Source organism: Listeria sp. Marseille-Q6474 (assembly GCF_946902005.1).
Lineage (GTDB): Bacteria > Bacillota > Bacilli > Lactobacillales > Listeriaceae > Listeria > Listeria innocua.
Genome location: NZ_CAMPPS010000001.1, coordinates 1034503 through 1053476 on the forward strand (window position 1 = coordinate 1034503; position 18974 = coordinate 1053476).

An 18974-nucleotide genomic window follows, 5' to 3' on the forward strand; every position below is an offset into this window, starting at 1 on the left:
CTTTTTATTTAAAATCCTAACCTGTTCTCGATACGACTTCGCAAAGAATCATTTTCATTAAAAGATTCTCTAAGTTCGATTGCTTTTTTAGGATAGTTTGTAATAATCCCATCTACATTTTTCCGTAAATACATTTGCATTAATTTTTCTTTATTAACAGTCCAAACAAACACCATTTTATCATTTTGTTTGGCTTGCGTTAGTAGTCGCTTATTAATAGAGAAATCCTCTAAGACAATAAAATCAGCTGATGTCTTTGGCAAATTCCCGATATTAAGTGCTAGGATGATTCCAGTTTTTAGTGACGGATCTGCTTTTTCGATTTCCTCTATAACAGGCTGGTTGAGCGACTGAACTAAATACTTGTCAGTTACTTTTTCTTTCTTTAACAATGTGACAAGTCGTTCTACCATATCGCTCGATTCCCCGCCGTGCAACTTCACTTCCACGAGTAAATCTATCTTATTCTTTTTCGCTGTCTTGATAATTTCATCAAAAGAAGCTATATGAGATGAATAGTCGCCACTCTTCACTTTAGTTTGTTGCAACTCTTTTAAAGTCATATCTGCTACTCGCTTAGAACTGCCAGCAAGTCTTCTCAGTGTCATATCATGGAAAACAACAAATTGATGATCTTTAGTTTCTTGAATATCAATTTCACTGTAATCTGCCCCGGACTTTGCAGCTGATTCAATGGCTTCCACCGTATTTTCAACAGCATTCATTGTATCACCACGATGGGCTATTATTTTCGTATTAGGTTCATATAAAGTCGCATTTACTGTATAAATATTAAAACCACTAAAAATAATGAAAACGATTATCGCAACAATAATAAACCGCTTTTTATGCGGAAACTGGCTGTGCGTCATTGGAGCTGGTTTTCCTTCGATAGCAAAGGCATTCTTCACTAATAATTGGGCAATAATTCCTTGAAAAATCCCGGCAGCAAAGAAACCTATCACTTGTAGTATGGTTAAAGTAATACCAGCTATAACTATCGCAATTCCTGGAGTTATTTTTTCTACTAAGAGAAGCGGTAACATAATAATCGTCGCGATAATCGATACTAAAAAGCCAATCACAACAATTATTAAAACCCATTTTAGTAACATAAAAAATAAATGCTTTTGTGGGTATTTCCAACTTTTCCGGATAGCTCCACTTATTTTGAGTGATTTATCTTCAATAAAATATGGTAATGCGAATACGAGTCTCGCGCTAATATAGAAAATAATCGCAATTGCAATAACATATAGCCACGTGCCTGTCGTCGTTTTCATTAATTCATCTGTAATAAAATGCGGCAAATAGAGGTTTTCTGTTATCGTAATTGGTAAAGATAATCCTGCAATTGGCAAAAGTAAAAAGAAATATAGCAGAAAGTAAATCGCTTGATAACTAAGAAAGTATTTCGCTTTTACATTGAGTCTTTGTATGATTTTGAATACGGTATAGCTTTCTCCCCGCAATTGATAAATGGCCATCATTATAAAGAAACCCAGTTCATAATATACAAACAGTAAAATGAGTAAAGCTAAAATCAGTAGCATAATAACGGCAACAGGACTCGAAAAAACTTCTCCGAGATTGGCGTCTGTAATCCCTGGCACTCCGATAACTCGAAGAATAAAGAAAAAGAAATAATAAATAAAAGGCCCAATCACAAATGCCTGCAAGATCGTCAACAACAATGTTACTTTTAGGTAATCTGTCTTAAATTGATATAAAATTTTCAAACTGTCTTTTAAATCTTTCATTTGCTTCTCCCTTTTTTGTTCAATTTTCAAGGCTTTATAGTTTATCAACGAAGCAAATTTAGTTATAATTAATTCATAAAGTTAACTATTCGAAAAGAGGTGATATGATGCATCCGATTGAACAATTGTTAGCAAATAAACATATTACTACCAATGATATTGAATCAAATACTCGCTTAAAAGAAGGTACTTTGCAAAAACTTATTGATAAAGATATTCGCACTTCTGATATTAGCCTTCGCGTCCTTAGTCAAATGGCTATTTTTCTTAATACTGGAGCGGATATTGTTGCTAAACAACTTAGCGATATAGAAGTAGCTAATGACCTCGCCTTTCTTGTAGAGGATTAAAGAACTAAGTACATCATTGTTACGTCCAAATACCGTCCTTCCACTTGCATTAATGCTGGAATCTCACCAGCTTCAATAAATCCGAATTTTTTGTACAAATTAATTGCTCGCTTGTTTTCAGAAACAGCTTCTAAGTAAACGAGTCTTAATCGCTCGGTTTTTTTAGCATGTTTTATTAATTCTTCCATAATAAGTGTCCCTATCCCTAAACCCCAAAATTTCTTTCGGGTAGAAATAGTCAGCTCAGAAGTATGTAATTCTCGTTTTTTTGTATGACCAATAAGTTGAGAAACACTTGCAAGTTCATCTTCAATAAAACTTAATAACATAATAGAGCCCGGGTTTTTAACCCCTTCTTCTATGTATTCCGCTTCTTCTTCTACGCTAAATGAAAACTCGCCTTGCCCAAAGGATAAATAATCAGTCTCACCTGCTACTTCATTCAGATAAGTAACAATATTGCCCGCATCCTCTTTCGTAGCCTCTCTAATCGTCATTATTTGTCCGTTCTTAAGCTCTCTAGTTTCCATTTAGACACCACCTTTTTTTGCTATTATAGCCTATACATTCTACGCACGCAAACAGCAAAAAAAGCTAGATGACAGCATCTAGCTTTCCGAAAATCTTATTTATTAAAAGAAATTACTATTTTTCCAACTGCATGGTGAGTTTCACTTAATGCATGTGCATCGAAAACACCTTTTTCAGAGAATGGGAAAGTTGCGCCAACGATTGGTTTCACTGTTTTATTTGCAAGTAGTTCACCTAATTTTTTCAGTTGTTCGCCGTTTGGTTGAAGCCAAATTCCATTCGCAGTTACGTTTTTTTCTTTCGCACGGTCTTCATTTGAAATACCAACGATACTTACTAAACGACCAGTTCCTTCTTTTAATACATCATAGCTATCAGTTTCGATTTGACCACCCATTGTATCAAAAACAACATCGATGTCTGAAAGTACGTCTTTAAAATTCACTTCTTTATAATCAATGACTTGGTCTGCTCCAAGTGATTTAAGTAGTTCATGATTTTTCGCACTAGCTGTTGTGATAACTTCTGCTCCAGCATATTTTGCAAGTTGAATCGCAAGTGTTCCAACGCCACCAGCACCAGCATGAATCAAGACTTTTTCACCTTTTTGAAGTTTTGCGTGATCAAATAAAGCTTGCCATGCTGTTAAACCTGCAAGTGGAATAGATGCAGCTTCTTCAAAACTAATACCTTCTGGAAGAGGTGCAAGTAAGTGATCATCTACTGCTGTATATTCAGCATACGTACCAAAACGCGTTGTTTCAGGACGAGCAAATACTTCATCGCCGACTTTCCAATCAGTCACGCCTTCACCAACTTCAGAAATAACACCTGCTACATCCCAACCTAAAATAATTGGGAATTCCCAGTCCATCATTTGTTTTAAGTATCCTTCACGAAGCTTCCAATCAATCGGATTAATGGATGTTGCTGCTTCTTTTACAATGACTTGGTTTTTACCCGCTTTTGGCATTGCTACTTCTTTTTCTTTTAACTCTTCTTTACCACCATAATTTTCAATTACAACTGCTTTCATTTTAACTTCTCCTCCAATTTCTCTACATTATTCATCATTTTTGTGACTGATTTAAGTAAGGCACTGACTTCATCCTCAGAAAATTCTTCTAAAGCCCCAGTTTGGAATTTTTCTTTTTCCGTAAGTAAGGAAGCTAATTCCGCCTCGCCAGCTGGTGTTAAAAATAAATACGTATAGCGTTTATTCTCATCTTGCTTTTTACGAACGATAAGCCCTTGCTCTTCCATGCGCTTCAAATGACGGGTAATACTTGCTGAATCAATATACAGCTTTTCTTTTAATCTGTTCTGACTTTGACCAGGCGTTTGTTTAATATGAAATAAAATCTCTACTTTCGTAAAACTCATATTCGTCTGTTGTTCAAATACATGACTTATTTCTTTAGATAACAAATGCATCCGGTAAAGCAGTTCTGAACGTTTCGTACATGGTTCCAGCATTTCCACCTCCATAGTTGACATGTCAAATGATATATCAACTATTATACGCTTCCTTTTTTAAATCACAAAATATCTGCTCAAATATTAGTGGCTAATTTTTTGTAAGCAATATACTTGCCGTTAATAGCCAAAATGAGCTACACTTAATAGATAATTCAAAAAAAATGGAGGCAAGATGTAATGACAAACGTACTTTTCATAAAAGCAAATGGTTTACCTGCCGAACGCTCAGTCAGCGTGGCACTATACGAAATTTTCCTAGCTGAATACAAAAAATCCCATCCGGACGATAATGTAACAGAACTAGATTTATTCGAAGCGGATCTACCTTATTATGATGTAACAATGATGAGTGGATTACATAAAGAAGTAGCTGGTGAGACTTTAACTCCGGAAGAAAAACGATTAGCTGATATTGCAAATGGGTATTTAGAACAATTTCTAGCTGCTGATAAAATCGTTATGGCGTTCCCACTTTGGAACTTCAGTATCCCAGCACAATTTTTAACTTACTTATTCTATTTAAATCAAGCTGGAAAAACTTTCAAATATACAGCAAACGGTCCAATTGGATTAGTAACAGATAAAAAAATCGCCTTACTTAATGCTCGCGGCGGTATTTATTCCGATGGCCCACTGCAAAGCTTTGAAATGTCCTTAAACTATGTTAAAAACGTTTTAGCTCACTTCGGCATCTCTGAACCAGAAATGGTCATTGTAGAAGGTCACAACGCAAAACCCGATCAAGCTAAAGACATTATTTCTGCTGGTGCAAAAGAAGCAGCTGAATTAGCAAAAATCTTTTAATTTTAAATAACCGTACTGGAGGAAACCTCTGTTACGGTTATTTTTTTGTCTCATTTTTCACAATATCGACATATTTAGGGTTTAAAACACTCATATTAGTGGAATTGTTTTAAGAATCCGTATGGTATTATAAAACAAATATTGCTTAGAGGAGGAATAAATTAATGCGAAAAATGGGAATCAAAATTGGCTTATGCGCTCTTTTAGTATCTCCATTTATTATACCGTTTTCAGCTAATGTTTCAGCAGAAGAAAACATAGGTATCAAGGCTGCGCAAGATATTGTCAACATTCCCGACCCAGTGTTAAAAAGCTATTTAAATGGGCTGTTAGGTCAACCAAGTACAAGTGACATTACCGAAGCGCAAATGGACACAATCACAAACGTCACTATTAGTAATAATAGCCTAACTGATTTAACTGGACTTGATTACGCGCATAATTTAACGCTTTTACATTTATCAAATACGGGGGTAACAGACTACGCTTTAGTTGCAAAAATACCTAGTCTAACTAATCTTAGTATTGATGGGAATAACTTAACAACTGATTCATTACCAGATTTAAATGGTTTAACGAACATCACCAACTTAAATCTAAGTCCTGGTAAGCTCGACAATAGTGCATTAACTAAATTTAATAAAATGCCGAACTTAACTTATTTAAATTTAGATAGTAATCCTTCAATTACTGACATCATGCCACTAAAATCTATACCCAAGTTAGCTACCTTATTTGTCCAATTTTGTGGAATTAATGATTTTCGCGGGATTGACTCATTCCCTAAATTACTTAATTTATCTGCTTACGGACAAAATGTTGGTAGAACCGTTTTAATCAATAGCACAATTAAAAGCTCCTCATTAAACTTTGATGAAGCTAACCAAACGCTTTTTGTACCATTTACTTTAATGACACAGCGAAGCGTAAATTTCGATGGCTATATGTTCCCTTTTACAACTAACGCTGGATCTAGTGGTACATATTTTACTTTAAATAATACTAAAATTGATGGTAGCCGTTTAAGCATTAACGACAAAGGAATTACAGTGAGCGGAATTACAAAAGATTACTTTGATTCTATTACAAAAATGGAATATAATGCGCTTTACAATAATCCCGCTGGATCTTATCAAACACCACCAGGTTTCAATAGCTACTCTGTGTCAGGTGGGTCATATGATCACTACTTTGACATCGATCACACATTAAATATCACTAGCGATTCTACAATAAGTTACACGGAGCAAACAACTGTTACAGAAGAACAATTTTTAATAGATATTCACGCTGAAACAGATGATGGCACACCTGTTACTAGTGATTTTGATAGCGTTGTAGATCTTAATAAACCAGGCGTTTACACAGTAACATTAAATGCCGAAAACGCTGGTTTAAAAGCAGCTCCAAAACAAGTAACTGTTACTATTCTTGAAAAACCAGTAATTACAGCAAATAATAGCATCACTTACACGAAAGATACTACTAAAACTGCCCAACAATTCCTAAAAGATATTTCAGCTAAAACAAGTGATGGCAGTGCAGTCACAAGTAACTTTGATAGTGAAGTAGATTTAACCCAAGTCGGAACTTATGAAGTAACATTAAATGCAGTAAGTTCAGATGGCGTTGAAGCGGATCCTGTTACTGTCCTAGTAAATGTTGTTTTAGGAAACGAACCACCAACACCGCCGGGACCAGGACCAGATCCTAATCCTGACCCGAATACTCCAGCTATAAATGATGATAATAATGATGATCTTGTGCTATCCGAAGATTCTAATGATACGCCAAACAACCAGAATAAATCTTCTGAAAAACCAGCCCTTCCAAACACTGGTGACTCAAGTCAAACAACGATTGTCTTAATCGGTATTATTTTAATAGGCATCGGAGTAATCTTTTTCCGCAAAAGAAAACATAGTTAAATAAAAAAGCGAGACTTCAAAATGGAAGTCTCGCTTTTTTTATTTAGTTACAGAGCCGTGAAAAGCTCCCATGCCGCCCATTACATTCGTTACTTCAAAACCTTCTGCCGCTAAAAATTGACTTGCGCGCTCAGAACGACCTCCTGCGTAACAAATAATTGTGTAAGGCTTCTCTTTATCAAGGGACGTTAGTTTTTCTGGTAGTTCATTAATTGGAATATTTATCGCATCCGGAATGTGTCCTTCAACAAAAGCATCAGCATCTCTCACATCGAGTATATTAAGCTGTGTGTTTTTTAATTCTTGTTCTAAATCATTTGCCGTAATCGATTGATACATCTATTTTCACCTCTTCAATTTCTTCTTTATTAACCATACCTCCTTATCCAAAATCAAACAAATTTTTTGCTCAAAAAAAGACAATGCAGCAAGAAGCCACATTGCCTTTATTATTAAACTGCTTGAGCTCCGGTAAACTGGCTATTGTAAAGGTCTGCATAAAATCCTTTTGCATCAAGTAATTCTTGGTGTGTACCTTGCTCGATTACACTACCGTGATTCATAACGAGAATTAAGTCAGCGTCACGAATAGTTGAAAGCCTATGCGCAATAACGAAACTTGTGCGACCTTCCATCAAATTCCCCATCGCAAGCTGAATATTTAATTCAGTACGCGTATCTACACTAGAAGTCGCTTCATCTAAAATTAATATAGATGGATCCGATAAAATCGCGCGGGCAATCGTTAGAAGTTGTTTTTGACCTTGAGAAATATTTGAACCTTCTTCGTTCAAGATAGTATCATAACCATTTGGAAGTCTCCGGATAAAATCATCTGCATAAGCGGCTTTTGCTGCTCCAATAACTTCATCTTTCGTTGCGCCTTCACGACCATATGCGATATTATCTGCAATAGTTCCGTTAAATAACCAAGTATCTTGCAGTACCATTCCGAATTTCTCGCGAACAGCATCTTTGGTCATATCACGTGTATCGATACCTCTCATACGAATCTCCCCGCCATCCACGTCATAAAAACGCATTAGCAAGTTGATTATCGTCGTTTTACCAGCACCTGTTGGACCAACAATCGCCACCATTTGACCTTCTTCAACATGAATATTTAAATCTGTCATAAGTGGTTTATCCGGAGTGTAACCGAATTTCACGTGGTCGAACACAATACTATGTTCTTCACCAGCAACTTGATTAACATTAGCTGGAATTTCATCTTTTTCTTCTTCTTCATCCATCATTTCAAAAACACGTTCTGCTGAAGCAATAGTGGATTGAATGATATTAGCAATATTTGCCACACTTGAAATTGGCTGAGTAAACAATTGAACATATTGCGTAAATGATTGAATATCCCCAACTTGTAGCGTTCCGTTAGTAACAAAAATCCCGCCGGCCACACAGACACCGACATAACCTAAGTTACCAACAAATTGCATTACTGGCATCATAATCCCAGAAATAAATTGCGCTTTTTTCGCTGCTTTGAAATAATCTGCATTTACTTCATCAAATTTTACTAGTGTTTTCTTCTCTTGACCAAAAGCTTTAATAATAGTTTGACCACCGTAAGTTTCTTCTACTGTATCATTTAAAATACCTAAGTTGCGTTGTTGTGCACCGAAGTAACGTTGTGATCTACCAGCAATAATTGCGACTAGAATAATACTGATTGGAACAGTTACTAGTACGATTAAAGTCATTTGCCAGCTAATCGTTAGCATCATGATTAAAACACCAATCATTTGGACAATCGCTGTAATTGCTTGGGTTAGTGACTGTTGCAAGGTGTTCGCAATGTTATCCATGTCATTAACTGAACGACTTAGAATATCACCATTTGAGCGTGTATCATAATATTTTAGCGGAAGTCGGGCCATTTTTGCTTTTAAATCTTTCCGCATGTCATACACAGTTCGTTGCGCCACACTAGACATCACATATTGTTGAATAAAACTAAATAATGAACTACCAAGATATAACACTAAAACAATCATTAATATATTGAAAATCTTATCGTTGTTAATTCCCTCAGGACTCATAACACCTTTAAAAATTTCTGTTGTCGCTTTCCCGAGTTCTTTCGGGCTAAAAATATTAAAAATCGTGGATAGAATCGCAAAGATAAAGACGACAATAATTGCGACAGAGCGAGGTTTCATATAGCCAAGAAGTCGGAATAGTGTTTGTTTAAAGTTCTTTGGTTTTGCGGCTGTTTGCATTCTCATGCCACCACCTGGACCTGGACCACTCATGCGATTTCCTCCTCTGACAGCTGTGACTTCATAATTTCTTGATAAATTTTGTTTGATTCTTTCAATTCTTCATGTGTTCCAATTCCAGCAATTTTACCTTCATTAAGAACAATAATTTGATCGGAATTTACGACTGAAGTAATCCGCTGTGCCACTATAAGTGTTACGGCTTCTGTTGTTTCAGCTTTCAAAGCCTCGCGTAGTTTAGCATCGGTTTTAAAATCGAGCGCTGAGAAACTATCATCAAATATATAAATTTCTGGTTTTCTAATTAGTGAACGCGCAATTGAAAGTCGTTGTTTTTGACCACCTGAGAAGTTATTACCACCTTGTTCAACGCGACTGCCTAAGCCATTTGCAAGTTTAGATACAAAATTCTCAGCTTGAGCAGTTCGAAGCGCCGCCCAAATTTCTTCATCGGTCGCATCTTCTTTTCCGTAGCGCATATTGGAAGCAATTTTTCCAGTGAATAACACAGCTTTTTGCGGAACAAGTCCAATTTTTTGGCGTAATTTAGATTGATCCATTTCACGCACATCTATTCCATTAATTTTCACAACGCCACTTTCGACATCATAAAACCGCGGAATCATATTAATTAAAGTCGACTTCCCAGCTCCGGTACTACCAATGATAGCAATCGTTTCGCCAGCTTTTGCTTCAAAAGTAATATCTTCAATCACTGGTTTTTCAGCACCTTCATAACGGAAAGTAACATGTTCAAATGATAGTTTTGCTGGTGGTGTACTTGTTTTTGGATTTTCAGGGTTAAGTATTTCTGCTTTCATATCTAAAACTTCATTAATACGCTCAGCTGAAGCTCCAGCACGTGGAATCATAATAAATACAGCAGAAAGCATCATAAAGGACATCATGATTTGCATCGCGTATTGAATAAACGCCATCAAGTCCCCTACTTCCATATCACCATTACCAATAAAAATCGAACCAATCCAGACAATAGCAATCGATGTTAAGTTCATTAGTAACATCATCAATGGGCTCATTAGTGATAACAAGCGATTGACTTTAATTGCAGTTGTTGCATAGTCAGCATTTGCTTCTTCAAATTTTTCCAGTTCATCTTCATTTCGGTTGAAAGAACGAACAACCCGAATCCCGGTTAAACCTTCACGAATAACACGGTTCAATTTATCCATTTTCTTTTGAAGTGATTTAAACATTGGCATTGCTTTGCCACCTAGAATAACTACAAGTAGAAGCAGTAGCGGTAGAACAACAACAAAAATAAGTGATAGTTTCGCATCTCGCCCAACAGCCATAATAATACCGCCGAGTAGCATGATTGGCGCCATCACCATAAGTCGCATCATCATATAAAGAACGTTTTGGATTTGAACAACGTCATTCGTCGTTCTAGTAATCAGTGAAGAAGTCCCTACTTTATCAAATTCTTGTAAGGAAAAGTCCTCTACTTTTGTAAAAATTTTATCGCGCAAATCTTTCCCGAATCCCATCGAAATTCTCGATGCGAGATAAACGACAATGACCGACAAAATAACTGAAGCGAACGATATAAGTAACATTTGCATTCCAGTGCTCCAAATGTAATCTGTATCGCCTTTTACAACGCCTTTGTCAATAATGTTAGACATCAATGTGGGTAAAAAAAGCTGCCCAATAACTTGCCCGAAAGTAAGGACTAATACGGCCGTAATGCTCAGCCAATAAGGTTTTAATCTTTTCATCAATTTCATCATTTGCGGTTTATACCTCCTTATTTTCGGATTTTGTGTTTAAGTAATCTGTAAGTTTCTCTAGGAGTGTAATCAATTTTTTCATATCGTCTTCCCCTAAAAATTCCTGCATATCTTCAAAACTAGCTTGAAACTCATCGAACATTTTTTTCGATACACCTGCTCCGACTTCTGTTAGTTCCACATACATCGAGCGCTTATCTTCTGGGTTCTGAACTCGCTTAATTAGCCCTTTCCCTTCCAAAGATTGTATCATTTGCGTGACGCTTGGTTTTGAAATTCTAAGCATGTGACCAAGATCGGAAACACGAATTTTTGGCCCTCTGCTTTTAAGCCCACGAGATAAAATAAAAATAAATCTTGTTTCAGATTTACTGTAACCTGGAATTTGGAAACTCTTTATTTCAGCATGCTTAAAATTCATGAAAGCCTTGATTACTGAGTGCCCCAAGTCTTGATTTTTTGAAGACATTTCTCCACTTCTTTCTATCATTTGATTAGTTTACCTAACTAATTATATGAGTTATTCATTTTTTGTCAAGCAATATCTTAGTGTTATTTTGAAATTAATCTATACTTTTAACTTTAATTACCTTATAATGGCTTTAATTGTATTTAAAACGAAGGGAGGGAAACAATTGAATTCAGTGAATAAAGTTGCTAGTCTTAGTCTTTTTACACTTGCTTGGCCGATATTTCTAGAGCAATTTTTACGACTGATGATTAGTTATATTGATGTCTTTATGTTGGGGCATTATTCAGATGATGCTGTAGCTGCGACAGGGGTTGCCAATCAGATTCTTGTCATTTCGATTATTATTTATGGTTTTATTAGTGTCGGTGTCCAGATTATCGTCGCACAAATGATTGGAGCGAAAAAACATAAAGAAATCGAGAATGTGATTACAAATGGCTTAGTGGTCGCTTTCTTAATTGGGATTGCGATGAGTATTATTTTCATTTTTATGTCGAAAAACTTCCTGACTTGGATGGGAATTGATCCTCATTTAGTCCAAGTTGGCGCGCCATTTTTAGAAATTATTGGTGGGAGTTCAGTTGTTATCGCGATTCATGCATCCATTTTACCTATTCTCCGGGCGCATGGTTATGTAAGACAATCCATTCTCGTCCCTGTGACAATCAGTATTATCAATGTTGTCGGTAATTACTTATTTCTTTACGGACCACTTGCTTACTTAGATTACGGCGTGGCAGGTGTTGGGATTTCTACTGCTGTCGCGAATTTTGTCGGAATGGTTCTAGCTATCTGGATGTTAAAAAAATACATCGGTTACACATTTCATTTCAAAAAATTGGAGCAAGTGTCCAAAAAACTACTTTATTCGATTTTACGTCTAGGCCTTCCCTCTGCCGGTGAAAACTTATCCTATGCTGGCTCACAACTTGTCGTTACCGCAATCATTGCTATTTTAGGTACAGAAGCACTTACGACCAAAGTTTACGCTTCAACAGTTAGTCAATTTGTTGCCCTCTTTGCTATCGCGCTCGGACAAGCCTCGCAAATAATTATCGGCCGTGCGGTTGGCGCAAAAGAAATTGATAAAGCTTATAAACAAGGTCTCCGCAGTTGGAAAATAGGATTAGTCGTTGCCATTGTAGTTAGTGTTTCGATTTATCTATTTGCCGAACCGATTATGAGTCTATTTACAACAAATACCGAAATCATTGCAATGACAAAAGAATTGTTCTTACTTTCGATTTTCCTTGAGCTTGGACGTGCCACCAATATTATTATCATTAGTAGTCTTAACTCTACTGGTGATGTCCGCTTTCCGTTCATATGTGGGCTTATCGTTATGTGGATTGTTAGTTTGCCATTCTCCTATGTACTTGGAATTTCCGCTGGGCTTGGTCTTGTCGGTGTTTGGCTTGCCTATATTATCGATGAAGGTGTTCGCGCCGTTCTAATGTACCGAAGATGGCGCAGTAAAGTTTGGTCCTTAAAATCAGTCATATAAAGAAACGTCTCTTTGATTTTTTCGAAGGGGCGTTTTTTTATACATGACAAAACTGTCATTTTCATTTTAATATCGTCACCTAATTCGATGGTTTCATTTCTATTTCCCCGCTATACTAGACTTATAAACAAATGAGAGGATAGATGAGAAATGTTAGATAAAAAAATTATTAGCGCACTTAGTTATTTTAGCCTTTTCTTTGCCCCGGTTATCGCACCTATTATTATCTGGTGTACAAATAAAGATAAAGAAACACGTCATCACGTGAAATGGGCTTTACTGACACAGACCACTTTTGTCGCTGGGATGGTTGTAATGATTTTGCTTTATAATAACGTTCCTTTTAGTACAAATAGTGCTGATACTATTAACTTTTTGGCTCTAGCTACAGTTTTTTTCATCGTATTTCTTAATGTATCGATACTCATTTTCAACTTGATTCGAGGTATTACACGCGTCGTAAAGCATAGTGATGATAACTGGGCTAGATGTTAAGCTAACTTCCTAATTTATGCTATAATATAGTGTACTTTAGGAGGTTTTTTTGATGCGTTTTATTATTGCTTATTTATCGATTTTTGTTTTAGGTATTTTTTCTGCACTTTTAGTCGAAACAATCCTCTATGAAAATGTCACACCGCAGCTCGTTTTTTCAGCAATTCTCTTTGCTGCTCCCGTCATCTTAGTCGCTTCCACGTTGGGCGAAATATTTTATGGCTTTAGCAAAAAAGCGAGCTATTCAACATTTGCGCTATGGGGATTTGCATACGGAGTTGTTGTAACAGTCATCATCCTTAGCATTATCCAAGTCTCTGGCATGATCATCTCTGTTGGTGTTTCTGTTTTAGCAGGAATAATTATGGCAATCCTAGCTGTTATTTTCTTCTATTTACGAGGCGGAAAATCGACAAGTGGAAAAGCTGCGACAAAATAAAAAAATGTCTATCCTAATTGATTATTCAACTAGAATAGACATTTTTTTATTCCTCTTCAAATGCATGATGATTCAAATTAAACCGAATTGTTTCCAGTGGATAGCCGTAAAAATCTTCGGTAAATTCCTCCACTTGAACAAACCCTTTCGCTTTATAAAAATGAATTGCTGTTTCGTTACCTTTTTCCACGTTAACAAACATTGGTAGTGGCACATGAAATAACGTCATTCCAACTTCTAATAATTCCGTACCAAGTCCGCGCTGGGTCACTTCTGGTAGTAAATAAAAAGCCGCAAGTTCACTTTTCCCCTTCTCAAGCTCAATAAAATTCGCAAAGCCAATTACTTTATCCGCTTGTTCTAAAACAGCAAAAGGAGTCGCTGAAATCCGATTATGAAGCGTTTCAACATTATAAAATCTTTTCAAAAAATCGTCTTGTACATCACTTGGAATTAAATCTTGATAAGTATGGTGCCATGAAGTAGTCGCCACATGCTGAATAGCTTCAGCATCTGAATTAGTCGCTTTTCTAATATGAAAATCCATGATCCATTCTCCTTCCAATTACGCAAATTGTTAAAACAGTTTATCTGACTTTACCCCATTTTAACAAAAAGAATGCGCTAATTAAGTAATTAGCGCACTGATTTTTTATTTTTCGATTGTAATATCTCCGGAACTAGTTTTCACAGTTACACGGTTAGCGGTATTAGAATCACTTGTTGGTGCTTTAATGCTACCAGAGTTACTTTTTGTTTCATAAATAGCTTTAAAATCACCTGGTAGTTTCAGCTCTACTTCGCCAGAATCTGTATTGACTTCGATATTTTCTACTTGTTTGTTAAAGGCAACATCAATATCGCCTGAGCTCGTTTTCGCAGTTACATTATTCGTTACGCCAGCAAGTTCAATCGCTCCTGAGTCAGATTCGGCTTGTACTTTCCCTTTTGTATTTGCATCAATATCTCCGGAACTAGTTGTTAAAACGGCTAAGTCTGTAACGGTACTATTTGTCAGTTCGATATCACCAGAATCAATAGCAATTTTAAGTTTTTTCGCTTTAACGCCAGTAGCATTAACATCCCCTGAACCACCATTTATTTCTAAATCGCCCGTCAAACTAGTAAGTTCAGTTTTTCCTGAACCTGTTTCAATTGATGTATTTGCTTTAATATTCGATAAATCTAAATCTCCAGAAGAAGTAGCCATTTGAGCGCTATTTGCTTCTAAATTATTCACTTTTAACTCACCAGAATTTGTAGAACTAACAAATTTCTTTACTTTAAAATCAGAAACATCAATATCTCCTGAATGAGATTTTACTTTTAAATCAGCTAATTTCGTATCTTTTGTTAAAAAGACAGTTACTTTTTGTTGCCCGTAAGCGTAGATTTTGCCAAAGTTGTTATACCAATCATCCTCTTCAGGAACTGTTATATTAAATGAGGTTCCGTCTTCAGAGACTGGTTCTAATTTTTGAATGGCTTTTTTGTCATTTGCAGAGTAATTTCCTTTGAGTTCAATATAATTCTTGCCTGTTGTACTTTCTTTCCATTCAATTAGTACATCTCGCTCGGAAGAAAAGGCAATTGTATTAATATTTTCAGCTGATAAGTCCCACTGTTTTGTTAGTGGTTCGCCTTTTTCAATCATAGTACCTGATTTCATTGTGACCGCCACGCCGATAGCTCCGATAATAAATAGCACCAAACCGGCGAAAAATAATTTCTTACTTAAATGATGTTTACGCATTTTTTCCGCCTCCTTTGACCGCATATTTGTGCCACTGGATAATTGCCATAGTAGCTTTACTTGTAAACTTAGTAAGTGCATTTGCTACAAACAGCAGCATAAGACCCAGTCCTACAAGCCCAATGGAAATAAACATTTGATAAAATTCAAAATCAGCGCCAAATAATAGTTCTACGCCAAGTATTACCGGTGAAAGCAAGAATCCACCAACCGTTGCCCAAAGTGAAATAACGAGTGACCATAGCGAAACCATAATCGGAATAATAAGACAGATGTCTAGGAAAAATAAACCTATTCCAATTAAAACTTGTTTACTCACAGATCTATTTTCATTTTGATTTTTTCGAGGTACATAATAATAATCTGCTTCTACTTGTTCTTCGCGAATATCTCTTTCACTTAAAATATCTGCAGCAATTTCTTCCGGTTTTCCAAGATCAAAGACGATTTGTTCTTCGCTTTTCCCAGCTTCCACACCATTTCTAAAATGCTCTTGATAGTCAGATAATAGTTCTCTCCGCTCTTTTGGATCCAGCAATTCTAAGCGCTGGTTTAATTCATTTAAAAAATCTTGTTTATTCATTTACTGCTTCCCCCTCTGTTAAAAGCTTAGCAACACTATCTGTAAAATTATTCCATTCAGAGATAAGCTCATTCAAGTAAATTTCTCCTTTTACCGTCAGCTGATAATATTTTCTTGATGGACCTTCATTTGATTCTACTAAATAAGTGGAGCAATACTCTTCTTTTACTAATCTTCTAAGTACCGGATAAATAGCTCCCTCTGCAACCTCAATATATTTAGAAACTTGATTTGCTAATTCATAACCATAACAATCTTTCTTTTGAATTAAAAACAAACAGCATAGTTCTAACACACCTTTTTTGAATTGCGGGTTAACCTCCATGCTAACTCCTCCATTCTGCTAAATTACCACTAGTAATAAGTAACCACTACTATATATTGTTCACTACCACTATAGTTTATCATACACTAGTGTTCATTGCAAGGTACTGATTAGAAAAAAATAGTATTGTTTTTTTATTTAATAAATGTTAACCTAATTTAGTATTAAGTTTACATTAAGGAGAGATACGTTTATGCGTGATCAGAAATTGAAATTTTTAGTCGTAGATGCTTTATTCGCAGTCATCATTGCTTTACTCGCACAAGTTGCTATTCCACTTGGCCCTATTCCGCTTACTGGGCAAACATTTGCAATTGGTTTAGCAGCAACAATTCTTGGAGCTCGTCACGGTACCATATCTGTTTTAGTTTATATCGTGCTTGGAGCAGTTGGTATTCCGGTTTTTCAAGGTATGACAGCAGGAATTGGGATTCTTTTTGGGCCAACTGGCGGATTTATTGTCGGATTTATTTTTAATGCACTACTTACAGGTTGGTTGCTCGAAAAAACAAAATTCACTGTTCCTTATGCAATCGTTGCTAATATTTTAGGAGCCATCGTTACGTTAATTTTCGGTGTTTTATGGCTTAAAGTTAGCACAGGTCTTGACTGGCCGACTGCATTTTTGACTGGGATGGTACCATTTATTATTCCTGGTATTATTAAAGCGGTGTTCGCTGCATTATTAGGTATTCTCATTCGTGATCGTCTAATTAAAGCAAAATTACTTAGAGCATCATAAGTCCCATTAATACACATTTCGACTCATCTCCTATATAATGATAATGATTAACACTGAGAAAAGGGGACTCGGTATATGTCATTACTGAATGAGGAAAATAATTTTTACAACGTAGATTTACTCGACTTGTTAAAAGATTCAAATGAAGCGGTTCTTCCATATAAGAGAATTCGTTTTAGACGCAACCAAAAAATCTTAACAGAAGGCGCGGAAACAACTTACTTTTATATTATTGAAGACGGGGTCGTTTCGATGAGTAAAAATACGTGTAAAGAAGATAGTATTATTAGCTTCTTAGGTAAACAAGATTCTATCGGTCCGCTTACATTACTTGGAGGAGCCAAATCACCTGCAAACTATACGTCTATTAGTGAAGTTAGTGTTTATCAATTTGAACGTAAATATGTTTTGAATAAACTCTTAAGCTCACCAGATGTATTTTGGCAAATGAATGCACTTATGCAAAGTATGGTTACACCTATGTTAGAACGGGAAGGTTACGTTAATTTACCTTCTAGCGAGAAAGTTTTAGCGGGATTAATTGCTTGTGGGGAGAGATTTGGAAGAATCGAGTCGGATGGTTCTTGTTTGATTCCCTATTATTTCACCCAAAAAATCTTGGGAAATTATCTAAATTTAGCTCGAGCTTACGTTGCAACTAACCTGCGAAAGCTAGAAGAAGATGGAATTATTGCGCTTTCGCCAAAACCTTGGCGTGTTAATAATTTCGAGATTCATAAGCAAAAACTAAAAGAAAATCACGAACCTTACATATGAGTGTAAAATGAATACTTTTTTTCTAATAGTATTTCGTAAAAATATGCATAATGAAAAGAAGCTATCTTAGTTAGATAGCTTCTTTTTTATTAACTATTTTTACCAATAAAGAAGAATGTCGCGATTGCGCCGATACCTTGAACGATGAAGAATGTTGCTACAACAATTATTACTCCAATCACAGAAACAATTGGATTAAACAGAGCGATAAATCCTACAACGATACCAATAAGACCAATGGTTAAAATCCAACCCCAACCTTGTATATTGTTTTGCTTGGCTGTAAATGCACCAACAGTACGCATGATACCAGCGAATAATACCCACATGCTAAAAAGTAATACAATTATTTCTGGTCCAGCAAATTCATTAAATAATAACAAGAAACCTAGTAAGATGGATAAAATCCCGTCAGCTAGTACCCAACCAGAAACATTTTGTGATTTTCTGTCTGAAAAGTAAGAGAATGTGTGGAAAATACCAGAAATCAGTAATAAGAAACCAAGCATAAAAGCTGATGTTAATAATGAAATAGCCGGATGGAATAAGAACCAAATTCCAAGTACAATCATCGCAATCCCTGCTAATAAAACAAGAATACGTGTAAATGTCTTCATTTTTATTTCAACTCCCCTTTATTTGTGCTAATCTAACCCCACTTTTAATGAAATATAATTAGTCTTAACTATAATAGCCTAAAAAATGGATTTTAAAACCTTTTTAAAATGAAATATTAGTCTAAAAAACAGCTTTGTCACAAAAATTCCACACACAAGTGCTATTTTTGGACTTTTTAAATACTTAGTTGACAATTTGTTTCATCCAGCGTAATATATAACTTAATTTAATAGTATTTTCTTATCACGAAAGGTGGAGGGACTGGCCCTTTGAAGCCTTAGCAACCGGAATTTATTTTCACGGTGCTAATTCCAGCAGTATATTCTGAAAGATAAGTCGGAAATCCAAGTTTAGGAAACTCTATCCTCTCTGGCGGCTTATATACTGCTAGGGAGGTTTTTTGATGGAAATTACTGATAAATA

Annotated in this window: 21 protein-coding genes and 1 riboswitch; of the genes, 8 read left to right on the forward strand and 13 right to left on the reverse strand. The window is 35.8% G+C overall.

The genetic code is table 11. The features are described from left to right. Positions 1 to 8: 8 nt before the first annotated feature. On the reverse strand, positions 9 to 1760 hold the full coding sequence (locus tag OC533_RS05230) for a glycerophosphoryl diester phosphodiesterase membrane domain-containing protein (protein WP_194323253.1): 1752 nt from the start codon (positions 1758 to 1760) through the stop codon (positions 9 to 11). A gap of 107 nt (positions 1761 to 1867) precedes the next feature. Here OC533_RS05230 and OC533_RS05235 point away from each other — a divergent pair, with 107 nt between their 5' ends. Next, positions 1868 to 2110 (forward strand): hypothetical protein, encoded by a 243-nt coding sequence (locus tag OC533_RS05235; protein WP_010990520.1) that lies wholly within the window; start codon positions 1868 to 1870, stop codon positions 2108 to 2110. Here OC533_RS05235 and OC533_RS05240 read toward each other — a convergent pair. The 3 genes from OC533_RS05240 to OC533_RS05250 form a co-directional block, all read right to left on the reverse strand. Continuing rightward, positions 2107 to 2640: a GNAT family N-acetyltransferase gene (locus OC533_RS05240; protein WP_194323252.1), complete on the reverse strand. Its 534-nt coding sequence runs from the start codon at positions 2638 to 2640 to the stop codon at positions 2107 to 2109. The genes OC533_RS05235 and OC533_RS05240 overlap by 4 nt on opposite strands. A 95-nt stretch (positions 2641 to 2735) precedes the next feature. Further along, positions 2736 to 3677, reverse strand: a complete 942-nt coding sequence (locus OC533_RS05245) for an NADP-dependent oxidoreductase (RefSeq protein WP_003760809.1) — start codon at positions 3675 to 3677, stop codon at positions 2736 to 2738. Further along, complete coding sequence (locus tag OC533_RS05250) at positions 3674 to 4129, reverse strand: MarR family winged helix-turn-helix transcriptional regulator (protein ID WP_003770776.1); 456 nt, start codon at positions 4127 to 4129, stop codon at positions 3674 to 3676. The genes OC533_RS05245 and OC533_RS05250 overlap by 4 nt, the downstream gene beginning before the upstream one ends. A gap of 168 nt (positions 4130 to 4297) precedes the next feature. Here OC533_RS05250 and OC533_RS05255 point away from each other — a divergent pair, with 168 nt between their 5' ends. Beyond that, positions 4298 to 4924, forward strand: coding sequence for an FMN-dependent NADH-azoreductase (locus OC533_RS05255; protein WP_003760805.1), 627 nt, complete (start codon positions 4298 to 4300; stop codon positions 4922 to 4924). 164 nt (positions 4925 to 5088) lie between these two features. Next, positions 5089 to 6852, forward strand: coding sequence for a LapB repeat-containing protein (locus tag OC533_RS05260; protein ID WP_194323251.1), 1764 nt, complete (start codon positions 5089 to 5091; stop codon positions 6850 to 6852). Positions 6853 to 6891: 39 nt separating this feature from the next. Here the strand turns inward: OC533_RS05260 and OC533_RS05265 are convergent, their stop codons facing one another. From OC533_RS05265 to OC533_RS05280, 4 genes are all read right to left on the reverse strand, one after another. Then, positions 6892 to 7191: a rhodanese-like domain-containing protein gene (locus OC533_RS05265; RefSeq protein ID WP_194323250.1), complete on the reverse strand. Its 300-nt coding sequence runs from the start codon at positions 7189 to 7191 to the stop codon at positions 6892 to 6894. A gap of 113 nt (positions 7192 to 7304) precedes the next feature. Beyond that, positions 7305 to 9122 carry an ABC transporter ATP-binding protein gene (locus tag OC533_RS05270; protein ID WP_194323249.1) on the reverse strand — a complete coding sequence of 606 codons (1818 nt, stop codon included), beginning with the start codon at positions 9120 to 9122 and terminating at the stop codon, positions 7305 to 7307. Beyond that, positions 9119 to 10843 carry an ABC transporter ATP-binding protein gene (locus OC533_RS05275; protein WP_194323248.1) on the reverse strand — a complete coding sequence of 575 codons (1725 nt, stop codon included), beginning with the start codon at positions 10841 to 10843 and terminating at the stop codon, positions 9119 to 9121. The genes OC533_RS05270 and OC533_RS05275 overlap by 4 nt, the downstream gene beginning before the upstream one ends. Positions 10844 to 10850: 7 nt before the next feature. Continuing rightward, a complete protein-coding gene (locus OC533_RS05280; protein ID WP_010990512.1) occupies positions 10851 to 11312 on the reverse strand; it encodes a MarR family winged helix-turn-helix transcriptional regulator in 462 nt (153 codons plus the stop codon). A 166-nt stretch (positions 11313 to 11478) separates the two neighbouring features. On the opposite strand from OC533_RS05280, the gene OC533_RS05285 reads away from it, so the two are divergent. From OC533_RS05285 to OC533_RS05295, 3 genes are all read left to right on the forward strand, one after another. After that, complete coding sequence (locus OC533_RS05285) at positions 11479 to 12819, forward strand: MATE family efflux transporter (protein WP_033533324.1); 1341 nt, start codon at positions 11479 to 11481, stop codon at positions 12817 to 12819. A 150-nt stretch (positions 12820 to 12969) separates the two neighbouring features. Continuing rightward, complete coding sequence (locus tag OC533_RS05290; RefSeq protein ID WP_003770768.1) at positions 12970 to 13314, forward strand: DUF4870 domain-containing protein; 345 nt, start codon at positions 12970 to 12972, stop codon at positions 13312 to 13314. A 52-nt stretch (positions 13315 to 13366) separates the two neighbouring features. Beyond that, positions 13367 to 13753: a hypothetical protein gene (locus tag OC533_RS05295; RefSeq protein WP_003760787.1), complete on the forward strand. Its 387-nt coding sequence runs from the start codon at positions 13367 to 13369 to the stop codon at positions 13751 to 13753. Between the two features lie 46 nt (positions 13754 to 13799). On the opposite strand, the gene OC533_RS05300 is transcribed toward OC533_RS05295, so the two are convergent. The 4 genes from OC533_RS05300 to OC533_RS05315 all read right to left on the reverse strand — a co-directional run bounded on the left by OC533_RS05300 (position 13800) and on the right by OC533_RS05315 (position 16414). Beyond that, positions 13800 to 14300, reverse strand: coding sequence for a GNAT family N-acetyltransferase (locus tag OC533_RS05300; RefSeq protein ID WP_003760786.1), 501 nt, complete (start codon positions 14298 to 14300; stop codon positions 13800 to 13802). Between the two features lie 105 nt (positions 14301 to 14405). Continuing rightward, positions 14406 to 15506, reverse strand: a complete 1101-nt coding sequence (locus tag OC533_RS05305; RefSeq protein WP_194322446.1) for a DUF4097 family beta strand repeat-containing protein — start codon at positions 15504 to 15506, stop codon at positions 14406 to 14408. Further along, positions 15499 to 16089: a DUF1700 domain-containing protein gene (locus OC533_RS05310; RefSeq protein ID WP_003760781.1), complete on the reverse strand. Its 591-nt coding sequence runs from the start codon at positions 16087 to 16089 to the stop codon at positions 15499 to 15501. Before OC533_RS05310 ends, OC533_RS05305 begins: the two co-directional genes overlap by 8 nt. Beyond that, on the reverse strand, positions 16082 to 16414 hold the full coding sequence (locus OC533_RS05315; protein ID WP_003732635.1) for a PadR family transcriptional regulator: 333 nt from the start codon (positions 16412 to 16414) through the stop codon (positions 16082 to 16084). Before OC533_RS05315 ends, OC533_RS05310 begins: the two co-directional genes overlap by 8 nt. A 193-nt stretch (positions 16415 to 16607) precedes the next feature. Here OC533_RS05315 and OC533_RS05320 point away from each other — a divergent pair, with 193 nt between their 5' ends. Both OC533_RS05320 and OC533_RS05325 read left to right on the forward strand, forming a co-directional pair. Beyond that, a complete protein-coding gene (locus OC533_RS05320; protein WP_003727258.1) occupies positions 16608 to 17156 on the forward strand; it encodes a biotin transporter BioY in 549 nt (182 codons plus the stop codon). Positions 17157 to 17231: 75 nt separating this feature from the next. Next, the gene (locus OC533_RS05325; protein ID WP_070753539.1) at positions 17232 to 17933 is read left to right on the forward strand and encodes a Crp/Fnr family transcriptional regulator; all 702 of its coding nucleotides are present in this window, start codon (positions 17232 to 17234) and stop codon (positions 17931 to 17933) included. Positions 17934 to 18022: 89 nt separating this feature from the next. On the opposite strand, the gene OC533_RS05330 is transcribed toward OC533_RS05325, so the two are convergent. Then, complete coding sequence (locus tag OC533_RS05330; protein WP_070231666.1) at positions 18023 to 18550, reverse strand: HdeD family acid-resistance protein; 528 nt, start codon at positions 18548 to 18550, stop codon at positions 18023 to 18025. 238 nt (positions 18551 to 18788) lie between these two features. Beyond that, positions 18789 to 18889: riboswitch (SAM riboswitch) on the forward strand. Positions 18890 to 18974: the final 85 nt, after the last annotated feature.